Annotated in this window: 18 protein-coding genes; 12 read left to right on the top strand and 6 right to left on the bottom strand. The window is 61.8% G+C overall.

The features are described from left to right. Nucleotides 1–46 precede the first annotated feature (46 nt). Nucleotides 47–367, bottom strand: coding sequence for a DUF1476 domain-containing protein (locus X735_RS156120; protein WP_013532126.1), 321 nt, complete (start codon nt 365–367; stop codon nt 47–49). 274 nt (nt 368–641) lie between these two features. Between X735_RS156120 and purC the strand changes: the two genes are divergently transcribed. The 6 genes from purC (at nt 642) to X735_RS156150 (ending at nt 4,191) form a co-directional block, all read left to right on the top strand. Continuing rightward, a complete protein-coding gene (gene purC, locus X735_RS156125; RefSeq protein ID WP_013532127.1) occupies nt 642–1,436 on the top strand; it encodes a phosphoribosylaminoimidazolesuccinocarboxamide synthase in 795 nt (264 codons plus the stop codon). Between the two features lie 43 nt (nt 1,437–1,479). Beyond that, the gene (gene purS, locus X735_RS156130) at nt 1,480–1,722 is read left to right on the top strand and encodes a phosphoribosylformylglycinamidine synthase subunit PurS (protein WP_023810342.1); all 243 of its coding nucleotides are present in this window, start codon (nt 1,480–1,482) and stop codon (nt 1,720–1,722) included. Between the two features lies 1 nt (nt 1,723). Further along, entirely contained in the window at nt 1,724–2,392 is a 669-nt protein-coding gene (gene purQ / locus X735_RS156135; protein WP_023810341.1) for a phosphoribosylformylglycinamidine synthase subunit PurQ, read from the top strand. 84 nt (nt 2,393–2,476) lie between these two features. Further along, entirely contained in the window at nt 2,477–3,142 is a 666-nt protein-coding gene (locus tag X735_RS156140; protein ID WP_023810340.1) for a glutathione S-transferase family protein, read from the top strand. Next, on the top strand, nt 3,139–3,546 hold the full coding sequence (locus X735_RS156145; RefSeq protein ID WP_023810339.1) for a hypothetical protein: 408 nt from the start codon (nt 3,139–3,141) through the stop codon (nt 3,544–3,546). Before X735_RS156140 ends, X735_RS156145 begins: the two co-directional genes overlap by 4 nt. 3 nt (nt 3,547–3,549) lie before the next feature. Next, on the top strand, nt 3,550–4,191 hold the full coding sequence (locus X735_RS156150; RefSeq protein WP_023810338.1) for a Pr6Pr family membrane protein: 642 nt from the start codon (nt 3,550–3,552) through the stop codon (nt 4,189–4,191). Between the two features lie 3 nt (nt 4,192–4,194). Here X735_RS156150 and X735_RS156155 read toward each other — a convergent pair whose 3' ends face one another. Next, complete coding sequence (locus X735_RS156155) at nt 4,195–4,446, bottom strand: DUF1127 domain-containing protein (protein WP_023810337.1); 252 nt, start codon at nt 4,444–4,446, stop codon at nt 4,195–4,197. A gap of 93 nt (nt 4,447–4,539) precedes the next feature. Between X735_RS156155 and X735_RS156160 the strand changes: the two genes are divergently transcribed. From X735_RS156160 to X735_RS156185, 6 genes are all read left to right on the top strand, one after another. Next, on the top strand, nt 4,540–5,949 hold the full coding sequence (locus X735_RS156160; protein ID WP_023810336.1) for a PLP-dependent aminotransferase family protein: 1,410 nt from the start codon (nt 4,540–4,542) through the stop codon (nt 5,947–5,949). Nucleotides 5,950–6,068: 119 nt separating this feature from the next. Next, nucleotides 6,069–8,300 (top strand): phosphoribosylformylglycinamidine synthase subunit PurL, encoded by a 2,232-nt coding sequence (gene purL / locus X735_RS156165; protein ID WP_023810335.1) that lies wholly within the window; start codon nt 6,069–6,071, stop codon nt 8,298–8,300. 45 nt (nt 8,301–8,345) lie between these two features. Continuing rightward, complete coding sequence (locus X735_RS156170; RefSeq protein ID WP_031212939.1) at nt 8,346–8,867, top strand: hypothetical protein; 522 nt, start codon at nt 8,346–8,348, stop codon at nt 8,865–8,867. A gap of 133 nt (nt 8,868–9,000) precedes the next feature. Next, entirely contained in the window at nt 9,001–9,234 is a 234-nt protein-coding gene (locus tag X735_RS156175) for a BolA family transcriptional regulator (RefSeq protein WP_010909092.1), read from the top strand. Nucleotides 9,235–9,415: 181 nt separating this feature from the next. Beyond that, entirely contained in the window at nt 9,416–9,751 is a 336-nt protein-coding gene (gene grxD, locus X735_RS156180; RefSeq protein ID WP_006332883.1) for a Grx4 family monothiol glutaredoxin, read from the top strand. Nucleotides 9,752–10,004: 253 nt separating this feature from the next. After that, a complete protein-coding gene (locus X735_RS156185; RefSeq protein WP_245273193.1) occupies nt 10,005–11,189 on the top strand; it encodes a multidrug effflux MFS transporter in 1,185 nt (394 codons plus the stop codon). Here the strand turns inward: X735_RS156185 and X735_RS156190 are convergent. The 4 genes from X735_RS156190 to rpsD all read right to left on the bottom strand — a co-directional run bounded on the left by X735_RS156190 (nt 11,186) and on the right by rpsD (nt 14,082). After that, nucleotides 11,186–11,593, bottom strand: a complete 408-nt coding sequence (locus tag X735_RS156190) for a hypothetical protein (RefSeq protein WP_023810332.1) — start codon at nt 11,591–11,593, stop codon at nt 11,186–11,188. The two genes, X735_RS156185 and X735_RS156190, sit on opposite strands and share 4 nt — an antisense overlap. A gap of 61 nt (nt 11,594–11,654) precedes the next feature. After that, nucleotides 11,655–12,482, bottom strand: coding sequence for an inositol monophosphatase family protein (locus tag X735_RS156195; protein ID WP_023810331.1), 828 nt, complete (start codon nt 12,480–12,482; stop codon nt 11,655–11,657). Further along, nucleotides 12,472–13,356: a tRNA 2-thiocytidine(32) synthetase TtcA gene (gene ttcA / locus X735_RS156200; protein WP_023810330.1), complete on the bottom strand. Its 885-nt coding sequence runs from the start codon at nt 13,354–13,356 to the stop codon at nt 12,472–12,474. Before ttcA ends, X735_RS156195 begins: the two co-directional genes overlap by 11 nt. 108 nt (nt 13,357–13,464) lie before the next feature. Beyond that, entirely contained in the window at nt 13,465–14,082 is a 618-nt protein-coding gene (gene rpsD / locus X735_RS156205) for a 30S ribosomal protein S4 (RefSeq protein WP_023759539.1), read from the bottom strand. Nucleotides 14,083–14,406 lie beyond the last annotated feature (324 nt).

Here is a 14,406-nt window from a genome sequence, read left to right as displayed (position 1 = left end):
CGGTCGATTGGTCCAGCGTATGGCCGGGATCAGCGCATGGCCCGGATCAGGTGTTCTTGATCTGCTCGATCGCCTGCGCCATCAGTTCGTCCATGGTGCGGCGGATCTGGTGGTCCGACTGCTCGACGCCGGCCGCGTCGAAATCCCCGCGGATTTTGCGGAACACGTCGTGGTCGCCGGCTTCCTCGATGTCGGAGATAACCACTTCCTTGGCATAGGCGTCGGCATCAGCGCCGGACTTTCCGAGCTTTTCGGCGGCCCACAGGCCGAGCGCCTTGTTGCGGCGCGCCGAGGCCTTGAACCGAAGCTCCTCGTCGAATGCGAATTTACGCTCAAAGCCCTCTTCGCGGTCTTTCATGCTGCTCATGGCGTCCCTCCGGTCAAATTCGATTCGTTGGCGGTGAATATGTGCGTTGCCAAAGCACAAACCAAAAGGTCGCGGGCCGGTCAATACGCTTCATCGCATGCTGCGCTGCGACATTTCAGTCCCGAAAGCGGTTGATTGGAAGGATTTGCCGATTGAGCAAACGATGTGATTGGGATAGACCCGGCATTGAACCCTACCGTAGCCGCACTATTTCAGGCAGACGGACAGGAAATGGTCTGATACCGCCTGTCCGGAACCCCAGAGAAAAATCCAGATGAAAAATCGCCGCCGCATTTATGAAGGCAAGGCCAAGATACTCTATGAGGGACCCGAACCGGGCACGCTTATCCAGTTCTTCAAGGATGACGCCACCGCGTTCAACAAGAAGAAGCATGAAGTCATCGACGGCAAGGGCGTCCTCAACAACCGCATTTCCGAGTACATCTTCAACCATTTGAACCGCATGGGGATCCCGACCCATTTCATCCGCCGGCTGAACATGCGCGAGCAGTTGATCAAGGAAGTCGAGATTATTCCGCTCGAAGTGGTGGTGCGCAATGTCGCCGCCGGTTCGCTGTCCAAGCGGCTCGGCATCGAGGAAGGCACCGTTCTGCCGCGCTCGATCATTGAATTCTATTACAAGGCCGACGCGCTTGACGATCCGATGGTGTCGGAAGAGCACATCACTGCGTTCGGCTGGGCGAGCCCGCAGGAGATCGACGACGTCATGGCGCTGGCCATCCGCGTCAACGACTTCCTCTCCGGCCTGTTCATGGGCGTCGGCATCCAGCTCGTCGACTTCAAGATCGAATGCGGCCGGCTGTTCGAGGGCGACATGATGCGCATTGTCGTCGCCGACGAGATCTCGCCGGATTCCTGCCGCCTGTGGGACGTGGCGACGCAGGACAAGCTCGACAAGGATCGTTTCCGCCGCGACATGGGCGGCCTCGTCGAGGCCTACCAGGAAGTTGCCCGCCGCCTCGGCATCATGAACGAGAACGAGCCGCCGCGCCCGACCGGCCCGGTGCTCGTCGCCTCGACCGACGGCCTCAAAGGCAAGCCGCACTGATCGCGGCTTGCGAACTGATAGTCAGAACAGGAGCATGTCCAGCGTGATCAAGGCCCGCATTACCGTCACCCTCAAGAACGGCGTGCTCGACCCGCAGGGCAAAGCGATAGAACACGCATTGTCGGGCCTTGGCTTCGGCGGCGTCGGCGCGGTGCGGCAGGGCAAGGTTTTCGACGTCGAACTGGCCGAAAGTGACAAGGCCAAGGCCGAAGCCGACCTCAAGGCCATGTGCGACAAGCTGCTGGCGAATACGGTGATTGAGAATTACGCGGTGGAGATTGCCTAAATTGAAAGCAGCCGTCGTCCTCCTGCCCGGCCTCAACCGCGACCGCGACATGATCGCGGCGTTGACCAAGATTTCGGGAACACCGCCAGTCACCGTCTGGCAGACCGACACCGAAATCCCCGATGTCGACCTGATCGCCATTCCGGGCGGCTTTTCCTTCGGCGACTATCTGCGCTGCGGCGCGATCGCTGCGCGCATGCCGGTCATGCGGGCAGTGGCCGAAAAAGCGGCCGCGGGCGTTACAGTCATCGGCGTCTGCAATGGTTTCCAAATCCTGGTCGAGGCCGGCCTGTTGCCGGGCGCCTTGATGCGCAACACCTCGCTGAAATTCGTCTGCCGGCAGGTGAAGCTCGAGATCACCAATGCCAACACCATGTTCACCCGCCGCTATCAGCCGGGCCAGATCATCCGCTCGCCGGTCGCGCATCATGACGGCAATTATTTCGCCGACGCCGACACGCTTGCCCGTCTCGAAGGCGAAGGCCAGGTGGTGTTCCGCTATGCGGAGGGCACCAACCCCAACGGCTCGATCAACGACATTGCCGGCATCGTCAACAGCCAAGGCAATGTGCTCGGGCTGATGCCGCACCCGGAAAACCTGATCGAAGCAGCCCATGGCGGCACCGACGGCCGCGGACTGTTCGAGAGCGCCCTCGGCATCGCCGCCTGACGATATCGAAGCGAACAGCTTGAAAACAGCCGGACATTCCTGTCTCTTTGGAGCAAGTCTGGTTCATTGGGGAGAGAGACGGTCATGAAACTCTATTCGCGGCCGTTGTCGCCCTACTCGTCGATCGTGCGGGCACTGGCCTACATCAAGGACGTACCACTCAAGATCATCGCGCCGCCGCCCGGTTTCCCCATCCCGGAAGAGTTTCGCGCCATCTCACCGATGAACCGGATTCCGGTTCTGATCACCGGCTCGGGCGAAACCATCGTCGAATCGGTGGTCATCGCCGAATATCTCGAGGAACGGTTCCCGGAACCGGCGCTGCTGCCGCCCGATTCCAAGGACCGCGCGCTGGTGCGTATGTTCGCCCGCATCACCGATCTCGATGTGCTGACACCGATGATGAAGCTTTTCGAGCTTCATTCCGTGCCGAAGCGAAACAATGCCGAGATCGACGCCCAGTTCGCCCGCCTACATCATGGACTGGCGGCGATCGAGGCCCGCATGGCGCAAGGGCCCTTCGCACTCGGCGACGACATTAGTTTCGCCGATGCCTGGCTGACGCCGACGCGGTTCATCTTCAACAATTTTCGCGTTATGACGGGACGCCACGACCTGCTCGACGCCTATCCGAAATTCGACGCCTACCAGCAGATCGCCTCGCAACACCCGGCATTGTCGCGGGTGTGGGGCGAGATGACCGATGGTTTGAAGATTTTTCTTTCCGAGCTTGAGATGGGTGCCGCTTGATCAAGTCGAAGACGATCGCGCTGGTCGCCGCGGCGGGCTTTGTGCTGGCATCCTGCCAGTCGACGCCAAAGAGCACGCCTGTTCCCTCAGGCAAAAGTGCTGCGCTGCTGGCCATGGAACAAGTGGCGATCGCTGCCCACAAATGCTGGATCGCCAGCAAGGACCCAGCCTTCAAACCGTACCAGATGGCCAATGAGCTGAATTCGTTCAGCGGCACGCCGCGTTTCCTGCTGGTGCCGGCCAAGCACTATGGCGGCAAACCTTTGCTCGTCGTGCAAGCGCAAGGCAATTCTAGCCGCGTCGACGTCTTCGGACCGCTGATGAACGATCCGCTCGGCGCCCGCATCGGCTCGGACATCGCCCGTTGGCAGGCCGGCAATCCGGCCTGCGCCGCGACGGCCTAGCCCGTGGGCCGGTTCCTGCAGATCGCGGGTCTGGTCATCGGTCTGGCCGGGCTCATCCTGCAGTTCTGCATCAGCATTCCGGCATCGATGGAAGCCGGCCGCAGCCTGCTTGGCTCAATCATTTTCGTCTTCAGCTTCTTCACCATCCTGACCAACATCGGCGCGGTGCTGGTGTACACGTCGCTGCTGTCACCCACCTTCTATGCCTGGCTGCCGGCCGTTGCAGGCGCGCGGATGCGCACCGGCGTTGCGGTTTCGATCGCGCTGGTCTTCATCATCTACGCAACGGTCCTGGCACAACTCTGGCAGCCGCAGGGGCTGTTCCTGCTCTGCGACGTCCTGCTGCATTATGTGACGCCGGTGCTCTTCGTGCTGTGGTGGTTGATATCGGGCGCTGACGGCAGGACGCGCTGGAGCGACATTTCCTGGTGGATGCTCTATCCCGTCGCCTATCTGATCTATGCGCTGGTACGGGCACCGCTTGCCGGCGAGGTGCCCTATCCCTTCCTTGACGTCGCCAAGAACGGTGCGCCCAGCGTTGCCATCTCGGCGCTGGCCATCACCGGACTTTTTCTCGTGCTGTGCGTGGTCGCCGTCCTTGCGGACCATGGCATTGCACGCATCAGGGCATCAAAACTCCGCTAGCTTTCAGTCCCAGAACGGCCTGATGCCCTCACGGTGGGCATCGCAGCGCGAGACGCCGATATCCTTGAGCTGATCATCGGTCATTTCCAGCAGCGCCAGCCGGCTGCGGCGGCGATCCAGCAGGCTGTCGATCCATCTCGCCAGCGATCCGACCAGACGCACCAGACGGCTGACAAAGCCGCTCCGGTCCGATGGACGTGTCGCTTGGCCCGATAACTCGGCGCTCGAATGACGGATTGTGGCGATTGTATTCATTTTCTTTCTACCAGAATTCCAAATTGTACCCTTTTTGGCACGCATCTGATATGTATTGACTCATGTATGGGTGCAATATAGAAAATTGTCACCATGACAAATTGGCTCCCCGACCTCACCACCGGCTCCGGCCCGCTGTATCAGCGGCTTGCGGATTCCATCGAAACGGACATCGACCGGGGGGTGATCGATGCCGGCGCAAAGCTGCCGCCGCAACGCGACCTCGCCTACGACATCGGCACCACCGTCGGCACGGTCGGCCGGGCCTATCAATTGCTGCGCGAGCGTGGGCTGGTGAGCGGCGAAGTCGGGCGTGGAACCTATGTGCTCGGCCAGCGCGCGAAGCCGGATTTTCCGGCTCCGGACGTCGGCGGCGAAGGCACACGCTATATCGATGCGCCTAAAGGCAAGCTGCGTTTCGACAGCACCGCAGCACCCGATATCGGCCAGGGCGACATCGTCGCCGGTGTCCTGTCGCGCACGGCGCAGGACCATCCACATGAGATTTCAAGCTACACGCGGGATTTTCCCGACCGCTGGTACGAAGCCGGCGCCCGCTGGTTGGCGCGCAATTCGTTTCGTCCGAGTGCCGACACCATCGTTCCCACGCTCGGCACCCATGCGGCGGTGATGGCGGCAATCGCGGCGCTCACCATGCCTGGCGACCATGTTGCCTTCGAGCACCTCACCTACTCGCAGATTTCCCGCAGTGCCGGCCTGATCGGCAGGCGCACCGCGCTGGTGGCATCGGACGAGGAAGGCATCGATCCGCAGGATTTCGAGCGCGTCTGCGCGCAAAAGCATCCCAAGATGATCTTCCTGATGCCGACTGCGCAGAATCCGACGCTGGCCACCTTGTCGGCGGCGCGCCGCGAGGCGATCGCCCATGTCGCACGCGAATACAACGTAGTCCTCATCGAGGACGACCTCTATGGCAATCTGACCGATGACCCGACACCATTGCTGGCCGAGTATGCGCCTGAACGCACCATTGTCGCGGGCGGCCTGTCGAAGTCGGTCGCAGCCGGTGTACGCGGCGGCTGGCTTTCTTGCCCGCCCGCCTACCGCCACCGCATCCGTGTCGCTCACAAGATGATGACCGGCGGCATGCCCTTCCTGCTGGCGGAGGTGAATACAAGGCTGGTGCTGTCAGGTCAGGCGGATGAGATACGCAAGCGCAGCATCGCCGAAATCGGCGCCCGCATCGCCATCGTGCGCGAGACTTTGGCCGGCTTCGCATTCAAGTCGCATGACAGGGTGCCCTTTGTCTGGCTGACCCTGCCCGACCCCTGGCTTTCCGGCACCTTCAAGAACGCCTGCCTTGAGCACGGCGTGCTGATCGACGATGAGGACGAGTTCAAGGCCGGCCGCTCCGAGCAGGTTTTCCATGGCGTCCGCTTTGGCGTTTCGCAGCCGAGACAGCGCGAGGACATAGCCGAAGGCGTCGCGGCGATCCGGCGACTTCTCGATGAAGGCCGCGCCGGCTACGACAGCTTCTCCTGACACTGCGTGGCTTTGTCCGGTTTTCCGTCGTTTTTCGTCGATCCATGGGTGTATCGGCCGCGAGGCTTGCGATAAGACGGGACTCAAAATCCCAACGTCCCGGATATAAATCGCCGCCCATGACCATTTCCAATTCCGTGCCGATCACCCCCGAGCTCATTGCCTCACACGGGCTCAAGCCCGACGAGTATCAGCGCATCCTCGACCTCGTCGGGCGCGAGCCGAGCTTCACCGAACTCGGCATCTTCTCGGCGATGTGGAATGAGCACTGCTCCTACAAATCCTCGAAGAAGTGGCTGCGCACGCTGCCGACCACCGGTCCGCAAGTCATCCAGGGGCCGGGCGAGAATGCCGGCGTGGTCGACATCGGCGACGGCGACTGCGTCGTCTTCAAGATGGAGAGCCACAACCACCCGTCCTATATCGAGCCCTACCAAGGCGCGGCGACCGGCGTCGGCGGCATATTGCGCGACGTCTTCACCATGGGCGCGCGGCCGATCGCGGCGATGAATGCGCTGCGCTTCGGCTCGCCTGACCATCCCAAGACCCGGCACCTCGTTTCAGGCGTGGTTTCCGGCGTCGGCGGCTATGGCAACGCCTTCGGCGTGCCGACAGTCGGCGGCGAGGTCAATTTCGACGCCCGCTACAATGGCAACATCCTGGTCAACGCCTTTGCGGCGGGCCTTGCCAAAACCGATGCGATCTTCCTGTCGGAAGCCAAGGGCGTCGGCCTGCCGGTCGTCTATCTCGGCGCCAAGACTGGCCGCGACGGCGTCGGCGGCGCCACCATGGCTTCGGCCGAATTCGACGACAAAATCGATGAGAAGCGCCCGACAGTGCAGGTCGGCGATCCCTTCACCGAAAAATGCCTGCTGGAAGCCAGCCTCGAACTGATGGCCTCGGGCGCCGTCATCGCCATCCAGGACATGGGTGCCGCCGGCCTCACCTGCTCGGCGGTCGAAATGGGCGCCAAGGGCGACCTCGGAATCGAGCTCGATCTCGACAAGGTTCCTGTGCGCGAAGAGCGCATGAGCGCCTACGAAATGATGCTTTCGGAAAGCCAGGAGCGCATGCTGATGGTGCTGCGCCCGGAAAAGGAAAAGGAAGCCGAGGCGATCTTCCACAAATGGGGGCTCGATTTCGCCATCGTCGGCAAGACCACCGACGATCTGCGCTTCCGCGTTCTGCACCAGGGCGACGAGGTCGCCAACCTGCCGATCAAGGATCTTGGCGACAAGGCTCCGGAATATGATCGGCCGTGGACCGAACCGAAAAAGCCGGCGCCGCTGGCCGCCAATGACATTCCGCAAGCCGACGTTGCAGACGCGCTGCTGAAGCTGCTCGGCGGGCCCGACCTGTCTTCGCGGCGCTGGGTGTGGGAACAGTATGACACGTTGATCCAGGGCAATTCGCTGCAGCTTCCAGGCGGCGATGCCGGCGTGGTCCGGGTCGAAGGCCATGCGACCAAGGCGCTCGCCTTCTCCTCCGACGTGACGCCGCGCTATTGCGAGGCCGACCCCTATGAGGGCGGCAAGCAGGCGGTGGCCGAATGCTGGCGCAATTTGACCGCCACCGGCGCTCTGCCGCTGGCCGCAACCGACAACCTCAATTTCGGCAACCCGGAACGGCCTGAGATCATGGGCCAGCTGGTCGGCGCGGTGAAAGGCATAGGCGACGCCTGCCGTGCGCTCGGATTCCCGATCGTCTCCGGCAATGTCTCGCTCTACAACGAGACCAACGGCCAAGGCATCCTGCCAACCCCGACCATAGGCGGCGTCGGGCTGATCGCCGATTGGTCGAAGATGGTGCGGATCGGCTTTGCGGCCGAGGGCCAGATGATCCTGCTGGTCGGCGCACCGGCGTCCTGGGGAACGCATCTTGGCCAATCGGTCTATTTCAGGGACGTACACGGCCGCACGGATGGCCCGCCGCCGCCGGTCGATCTCGATCACGAAAAACGCGTCGGCGACCATGTGCGAGCGCTCATCGCCTCCGGCATCGTCACGGCGGCGCACGACGTTTCCGATGGCGGTGTCGCCGTTGCACTTGCCGAGATGGCGATGGCGTCCGGAATCGGCGCCGCCGTTCCCGGGCTTGTCGGCACCGACCCGATCCCGGTCTGGTTCGGCGAGGATCAGGGCCGTTATCTCCTGACGCTGTCGATCGATCCGCATGGTGACGAATGGGACGCCATTCGCAAGCAGCAGGGCGAACTCGGCATCTTCGCGCCGTGGATCGGCTCGACCGGGGGCAACGCGCTGAAGCTTGGCGACGCCAGGGCAATCCCGGTCAGCGAACTCTCCGCGGCGCACGAAGGCTGGTTCCCCCGCTTCATGGACCAGGCCAGTTGACGAGAGCATGATCCCGAAAAGTGGGAACGGTTTTTCGGGAAACTCATGATCAATCACAGGAAACTGGCTGCCCGGGCGCTGCTTGCAGTCGTCTTCTGGCCGTCGTTGTTCTTCTTCTGGTTCCTGGGACCGTTCGTCTTTTTCCTGCTGTCGACAACCTCAAGCGAGGTATGCATGCGGCTGGAAACGCGCGCGGAGTTCCTTGCCGCGGCCAATGGCGCCATCCCCATGCTCATCGCGCAGAATCTCGTCTACGCGGTCCCGATCGTCTGCCTGGTTCTGTGGGACCGCCTGGCGCCGGATCCGGCACGGGCAAGGCACATTGTCACCTGCATCAAGCTTTTTGCCAGCGCGGTGGTCGTAGGCGCGTTGTGGGAGTACGGCTCGTCGTTGACCTGCGACGGCTACGGCCAGGCGTTCTTCTCGCCGGCTTGGCAAATGACGAGCTATCTTCCCATTGTCAGCCTCGTGCTCAACTTGCCGCTCTATGTACTTGCCTTCAGCCTTGGCCGTGCTTTCTCGACACGCGAGGACGTTGCCGAGAATGAAGCAAGCCCACCGGTCTAGTCTTTCTCTGAAGCCATCGAACCGTCTTGCCGTTGGTGGGACAGAACGGCTTCAATCCGGACCGGAAAGGCTTTAGGCTCGCCCGACTCTCATCTTATGGCCGGCTGCCGGCCGCTCGAAACAGGATTTTGCCATGGCAATGGATGCCCACGACATCGAAAAACTGATCAAGGACGGCATTCCGGACGCCAAGGTGACGATCCGCGATCTCGCCGGCGACGGCGACCATTATGCGGCCGAGGTGGTGGCCGAGAGCTTTCGAGGGAAAAGCCGCGTGCAGCAGCACCAGATGGTCTATGACGCGCTGAAAGGAAATATGGGTGGCGTGCTGCACGCACTGGCGCTGCAGACCAGCGTTCCTGACTGAGCCGCACCGGAACAACCGCAACCACGCGGATCAGTGTCGAGAGAACCGCTTGGCCCAACACGGCTCATCCTTTGCGCCATTTCAGCCACGGCACGGCTAACGTCTTGTTTCGAGCAATCGTTGGGTTTATTTGAAGGGATATGTTTCGAGCCTGACTCCCACAGGCGGGAAAGGATTTTCCATGAGCGGTATCAACGACTACATCGACAATGAAGTGAAGGGCAACGACGTCGTCCTTTTCATGAAGGGCACGCCCGGTTTCCCGCAATGCGGATTTTCCGGCCAGGTCGTCCAGATCCTCGACTATATCGGCGCCGACTACAAAGGCGTGAACGTTCTGGACTCGGCTGAACTGCGCCAGGGCATCAAGGAATATTCCAACTGGCCGACGATCCCTCAGCTCTACGTCAAGGGCGAATTCGTCGGCGGCTGCGATATCATCCGCGAGATGTTCCAGGCCGGTGAGTTGCAGACATTCCTCGTCGAGAAGGGCGTCAGCGTCAAAGGCGCCGCCTGATTTCTGTTTGTGCATATTGCCATCCGAAGGTTGATTTTGATTTTCGGGGTCATGCACAAAGGCGCCGGGAGCAGCCCACCTCGGCAATTTTCATGTCCTGAACCCAGGACCAAGACGAGCCAATGCGCCGGCCCGCCGGCGCATTTTCGTTTGAAAGATCGGACTTGCCGTGGACCAGTCAAAACCAGAGCCGCAATCGGCAAGCAAACTGCCCATTCCGCGCTCGGAGTTCATAGCCCTATGCGCGGCGCTGATGGCGCTGAACTCGCTGGCCATCGATATCATGCTGCCCGCGCTGCAGCAGATCGGCGCCTCGCTCGGCGTCGAAAATGAAAACCACCGGCAGTACGTCATAACGGCCTACATTCTGGGCTTCGGCGGCGGACAGTTGTTCTTCGGGCCGATCTCGGATCGCTTCGGGCGTCGCGCACCGCTGGTCGCCGGGCTGGTGATTTATGTCGCCGCGGCGGCGGCTGCCGCCATTGCGCCAAGCTTTGAAACACTTCTGCTGTGCCGGGCCGTGCAAGGCATCGGTGCGGCCGCCACCCCCGTCATCGCCGTCTCGATCGTGCGCGATACGTTCGACGGCCGGCGCATGGCCGAGGTGATGTCGCTGATCTTCATGGTGTTCATGGCGATACCGGTCATTGCTCCCGGCATTGGCCAGTTCATCATGCTGTTTGCGACCTGGCATTGGATCTTTGTCACCATGGCCGTCGGTGCGCTCCTCGTCTCGGCCTGGTCGCTGCTGCGCCTGCCTGAAACGCTGCATCCCGAACATCGCCGGCCGCTGACCGTGAACTCCATTGTCGGTGGGTTTCGCATCGTGCTCACCAACCGCATTGCGATCTGCTATGCCTTCGCCAGCACCTTCATCTTCGGCGCCATGTTCGGCTTCATCGCTTCGGCGCAGCAGATCTATGTGGACATCTTCCATGTCGGCGAGATGTTCCCGGTCATCTTCGCCGGGGTTGCGGGCGTGCTCGCCTTCTCCAACTTTCTGAATTCGCGCCTTGTCGGCCGTATTGGCATGCGCCGCCTGTCGCAGAGCGCGCTGCTGCTGTTCCTGGTCATCAGCCTTGCCTGGCTGGTCGTTTCGCTGGAAATGAAGATGCCGCTCTGGCTGTTCATCACCTTCTTTGCCTGCGCCATGCTTCCGTTCGGTGCGCTCGGCGCGAACTTCAACGCGCTGGCCATGGAGCCGCTCGGCCAACTGGCCGGCACGGCGTCGTCGATCCTCGGTTTCATGCAGACGTTTCTCGGCGGCATTCTCGGCACGCTGATCGGCCAGGCCTTCAACGGCACGGTGACGCCGCTGGCCGCCGGCTTCTGCAGCGTCTCGGTCGCGGCGCTGCTGATGATCTTCATCGCCGAGCGCGGCAAGATGTTCCAGCCACAGAACCCGCCCGTTTCAGGGCACATCACCGACTTGCATTAGGAGGCACCTTCAAGAGCTGCCGTGAATCGAGGAGCAAGCATGCGCCCCGCGATTGCTCCACCCATGCTGTGCGAAAAGGGCAATGGCAGAGCTTCATCCAGTGCCTTGAGGATTGAGGCCACGAAGGCCCGGCTGAGCTGGGCATCGGCGCCCAGATCGGAATATGTGGCGCGAGGCTTGCCGATCAATGTGCCGTCGCGGCGAAGCGAGAACCGCAACGTGAGGGACATGCCCGCGGTTCCGGGTGGCGGCTTCCAGCAGGCATAGATCGCGTCCGACATCTCCTTTATCGTATCGACGGGATCGGGACTGCGACAGCTGCGCTCTTGCGATGTTGCTTCCTGGGAACTGGCAAACAAGACGGCGGCAAGAGCCGTGGCGACAAATGCGAACCGAGGTTTCATTCGAGAGCCTCCGGATTTGCGTAAGATAGCATCGCTCCTTCGGCTAACGCAGCAATTAATCCTATTGCGCCCAGAGTTCGCGGCGCAATTCGTCCCAGCTTTCGCGATCGGGCGCGACAAGCAGGCCGCCGCCGAGATGCGAGGGCAGATAGGTGCTGCCGTCGAAGCGCGCCGCGTGGCCGCCGGCCTCGGCATGGATCAGCACGCCGGCCAGATGATCCCACGGCATCAGCTTGTTGTAGACGACGAAGTGGGCATGGCCGCTCGCCAACAGGCGGTATTCGTGCGCGGCGCAGCGATAGGCGAATTGCGACAGGATCTTCGTCTGGTTGCGCGCCAGCCGCGACCGCTCCGGCTCGGCCATATATTGCCAGGAGACGGAGCCGGTCATCTGCGCGATCGGCGCAGGTGCCGCGACATGCACCTTCTCCAGGCTGCCATGCGCATGCCGGATATGGCTGCCAGCGCCCCTGGCACTGATCAGCCAGTCCTTGCCGACGGGATCGTGGATGATGCCGGCAACCGTCTCGCCCTGGACCACGACCGCCAGCATGACGCCGAACAGCGGCACGCCGGAGGCGAAGTTGAAAGTGCCGTCGACCGGATCGATGACGAAGGCCAGATCGGCATCGCCCAGACCATCGAGCAGTGCCGGATTGTCGGAACAGGCCTCCTCGCCGACGATCATCGCCTGGGGATAGCGCTCGCGCAGCCGCGCGGCGATCAGCCGCTCGGCATTGACGTCGGCTTCGGTCACAAGGTCGGCAGCCGACGTCTTCTGGCGGATGTCGCCCTCACCAAGCCGGCGAAAGCGCGGCATGATCTCGGTCAGCGCCGCCTCGGCCAGAATGCCGGCCAGCCAGTCGATCGCGGTGTCGTCAAATGTCATCGGAAATATCTTGCCTTGTGCTGAGGGTCTCATTGAGCGCAGCGAAGTCGAACAGCTTTCTGTCGAGCAGATGCGATGGCCTGCTGTTCGACAGCGCGCGCAGCATCGTATCCTTGCGGCCCGGCATGCGCTTTTCCAGGTCCTCGAGCATCGCCTTCATGGCGTTGCGCTGAAGACCTTCCTGGCTGCCGCAGAGATCGCAGGGAATGATCGGGAAATGCATGGCGGCGGCGAATTTTTCCAGATCGGCCTCGGCGCAGTAGCTCAATGGCCGCAGCACCATGACGTCGCCCTCGTCGCTGAGCAGTTTTGGCGGCATGGCGGCGAGACGGCCGCCATGGAACAGGTTCATGAAGAAGGTTTCGAGAATGTCCTCACGATGGTGACCGAGCACAAGCGCCGAGCACCCCTCCTCGCGCGCAATGCGGTAGAGATGGCCCCGCCTGAGGCGCGAGCAGAGCGAGCAATAGGTGCTGCCCGCAGGCAGCTTGTCGGTGACGACGGAATAGGTGTCCTGATACTCGATGCGATGCGGGATGGCGTATCTGTCGAGATAGTCCGGCAGGATATGTTTGGGGAAATTCGGCTGGCCCTGGTCGAGATTGCAGGCCAGAAGATCGACCGGCAAGAGCCCGCGCCATTTGAGGTCGAGCAGCACCGCGAGCAGGCCGTAGGAATCCTTGCCGCCAGACAGGGCAACGAGCCAGCGCTGGCCGGGCTTCACCATCGTGAAATCCTCGATCGCCTGCCGGGTCAGCCGCAGCAGCCGCTTGCGCAATTTGTTGAATTCGACCGAGGACGGCACGTCGGCGAACAGCGGATGGAAGCCGCCTTCGCTGTCGGCGATCGGTTCGATGTCTGGAAGCATGTTCATGGCATGTCGCTTTCAGTGGCCCAGAGCGCCGGATTAGCGGACATGACCGACAAAGAAAAGGCCGCCTCGACGGGCGGCCTTTGCTTGGTATCGCAGAACGCGCTCGTTTTAGCGCGAATAGAATTCGACGACCAGGTTCGGTTCCATCTGCACGGCGAACGGAACGTCCGCAAGGCCAGGGATGCGCGAGAAGGTCGCGACCATCTTGTTGTGATCGGCTTCGATGTAGTCCGGCACGTCGCGCTCGGCGAGACCGACCGCTTCCAGAACGATGACCAGCTGCTTGGACTTTTCGCGCACTTCGACGACATCGCCCGGCTTGCAGCGATACGAGCCGATATTGACACGCTTGCCGTTGACGTTGACGTGGCCGTGGTTGACGAACTGACGGGCGGCGAAAATGGTCGGCACGAACTTGGCGCGGTAGACGACCGCGTCGAGACGCGATTCGAGCAGGCCGATCAGGTTCTCCGAGGTGTCGCCCTTGCGGCGGTCAGCCTCTTCATAGACCTTGCGGAACTGCTTTTCCGAAACATCGCCATAGTGACCCTTCAGCTTCTGCTTGGCGCGCAGCTGCAGGCCGAAATCGGAAAGCTTGCCCTTGCGGCGCTGGCCATGCTGGCCAGGACCGTATTCACGCTTGTTGACCGGGGACTTCGGGCGGCCCCAGATATTTTCGCCGAGACGGCGGTCGATCTTGTACTTCGCGGATTCGCGCTTGCTCATCGCATTCCCTTTTCAAAACAATACACCCGGAACCTCATGGTCCGGGTGAAGGAAACGCGCCCTCCTCTGGCCTCCGTTTTCGAGACCTGACAGGGTTTTCCCACGCAACGCGGCGGAAAACCCACGGGACACGTCAGTTCAAACAAGATAGTAGAATTGGATTTCCACGCATCTTGCGCACATAAAGAAAACCACCGGGCATTGCGGCCCGGTGTTGGGGCGCTGATTAAACGGAGATTTAACCGGTGTCAAGCTTGTGGCTGGCGTAGGCCATGGCGACGATATAGCGTCTCTGGGTTGAGTGCAGTGCCGGATGTGGCGGGA

Origin of the sequence: Mesorhizobium sp. L2C084A000 (assembly GCF_000502875.1) — a bacterium.
Lineage (GTDB): Bacteria > Pseudomonadota > Alphaproteobacteria > Rhizobiales > Rhizobiaceae > Mesorhizobium.
The sequence above is the reverse complement of the archived record's forward strand: the minus strand, read 5'-3'. Positions and strand labels throughout refer to the sequence as shown.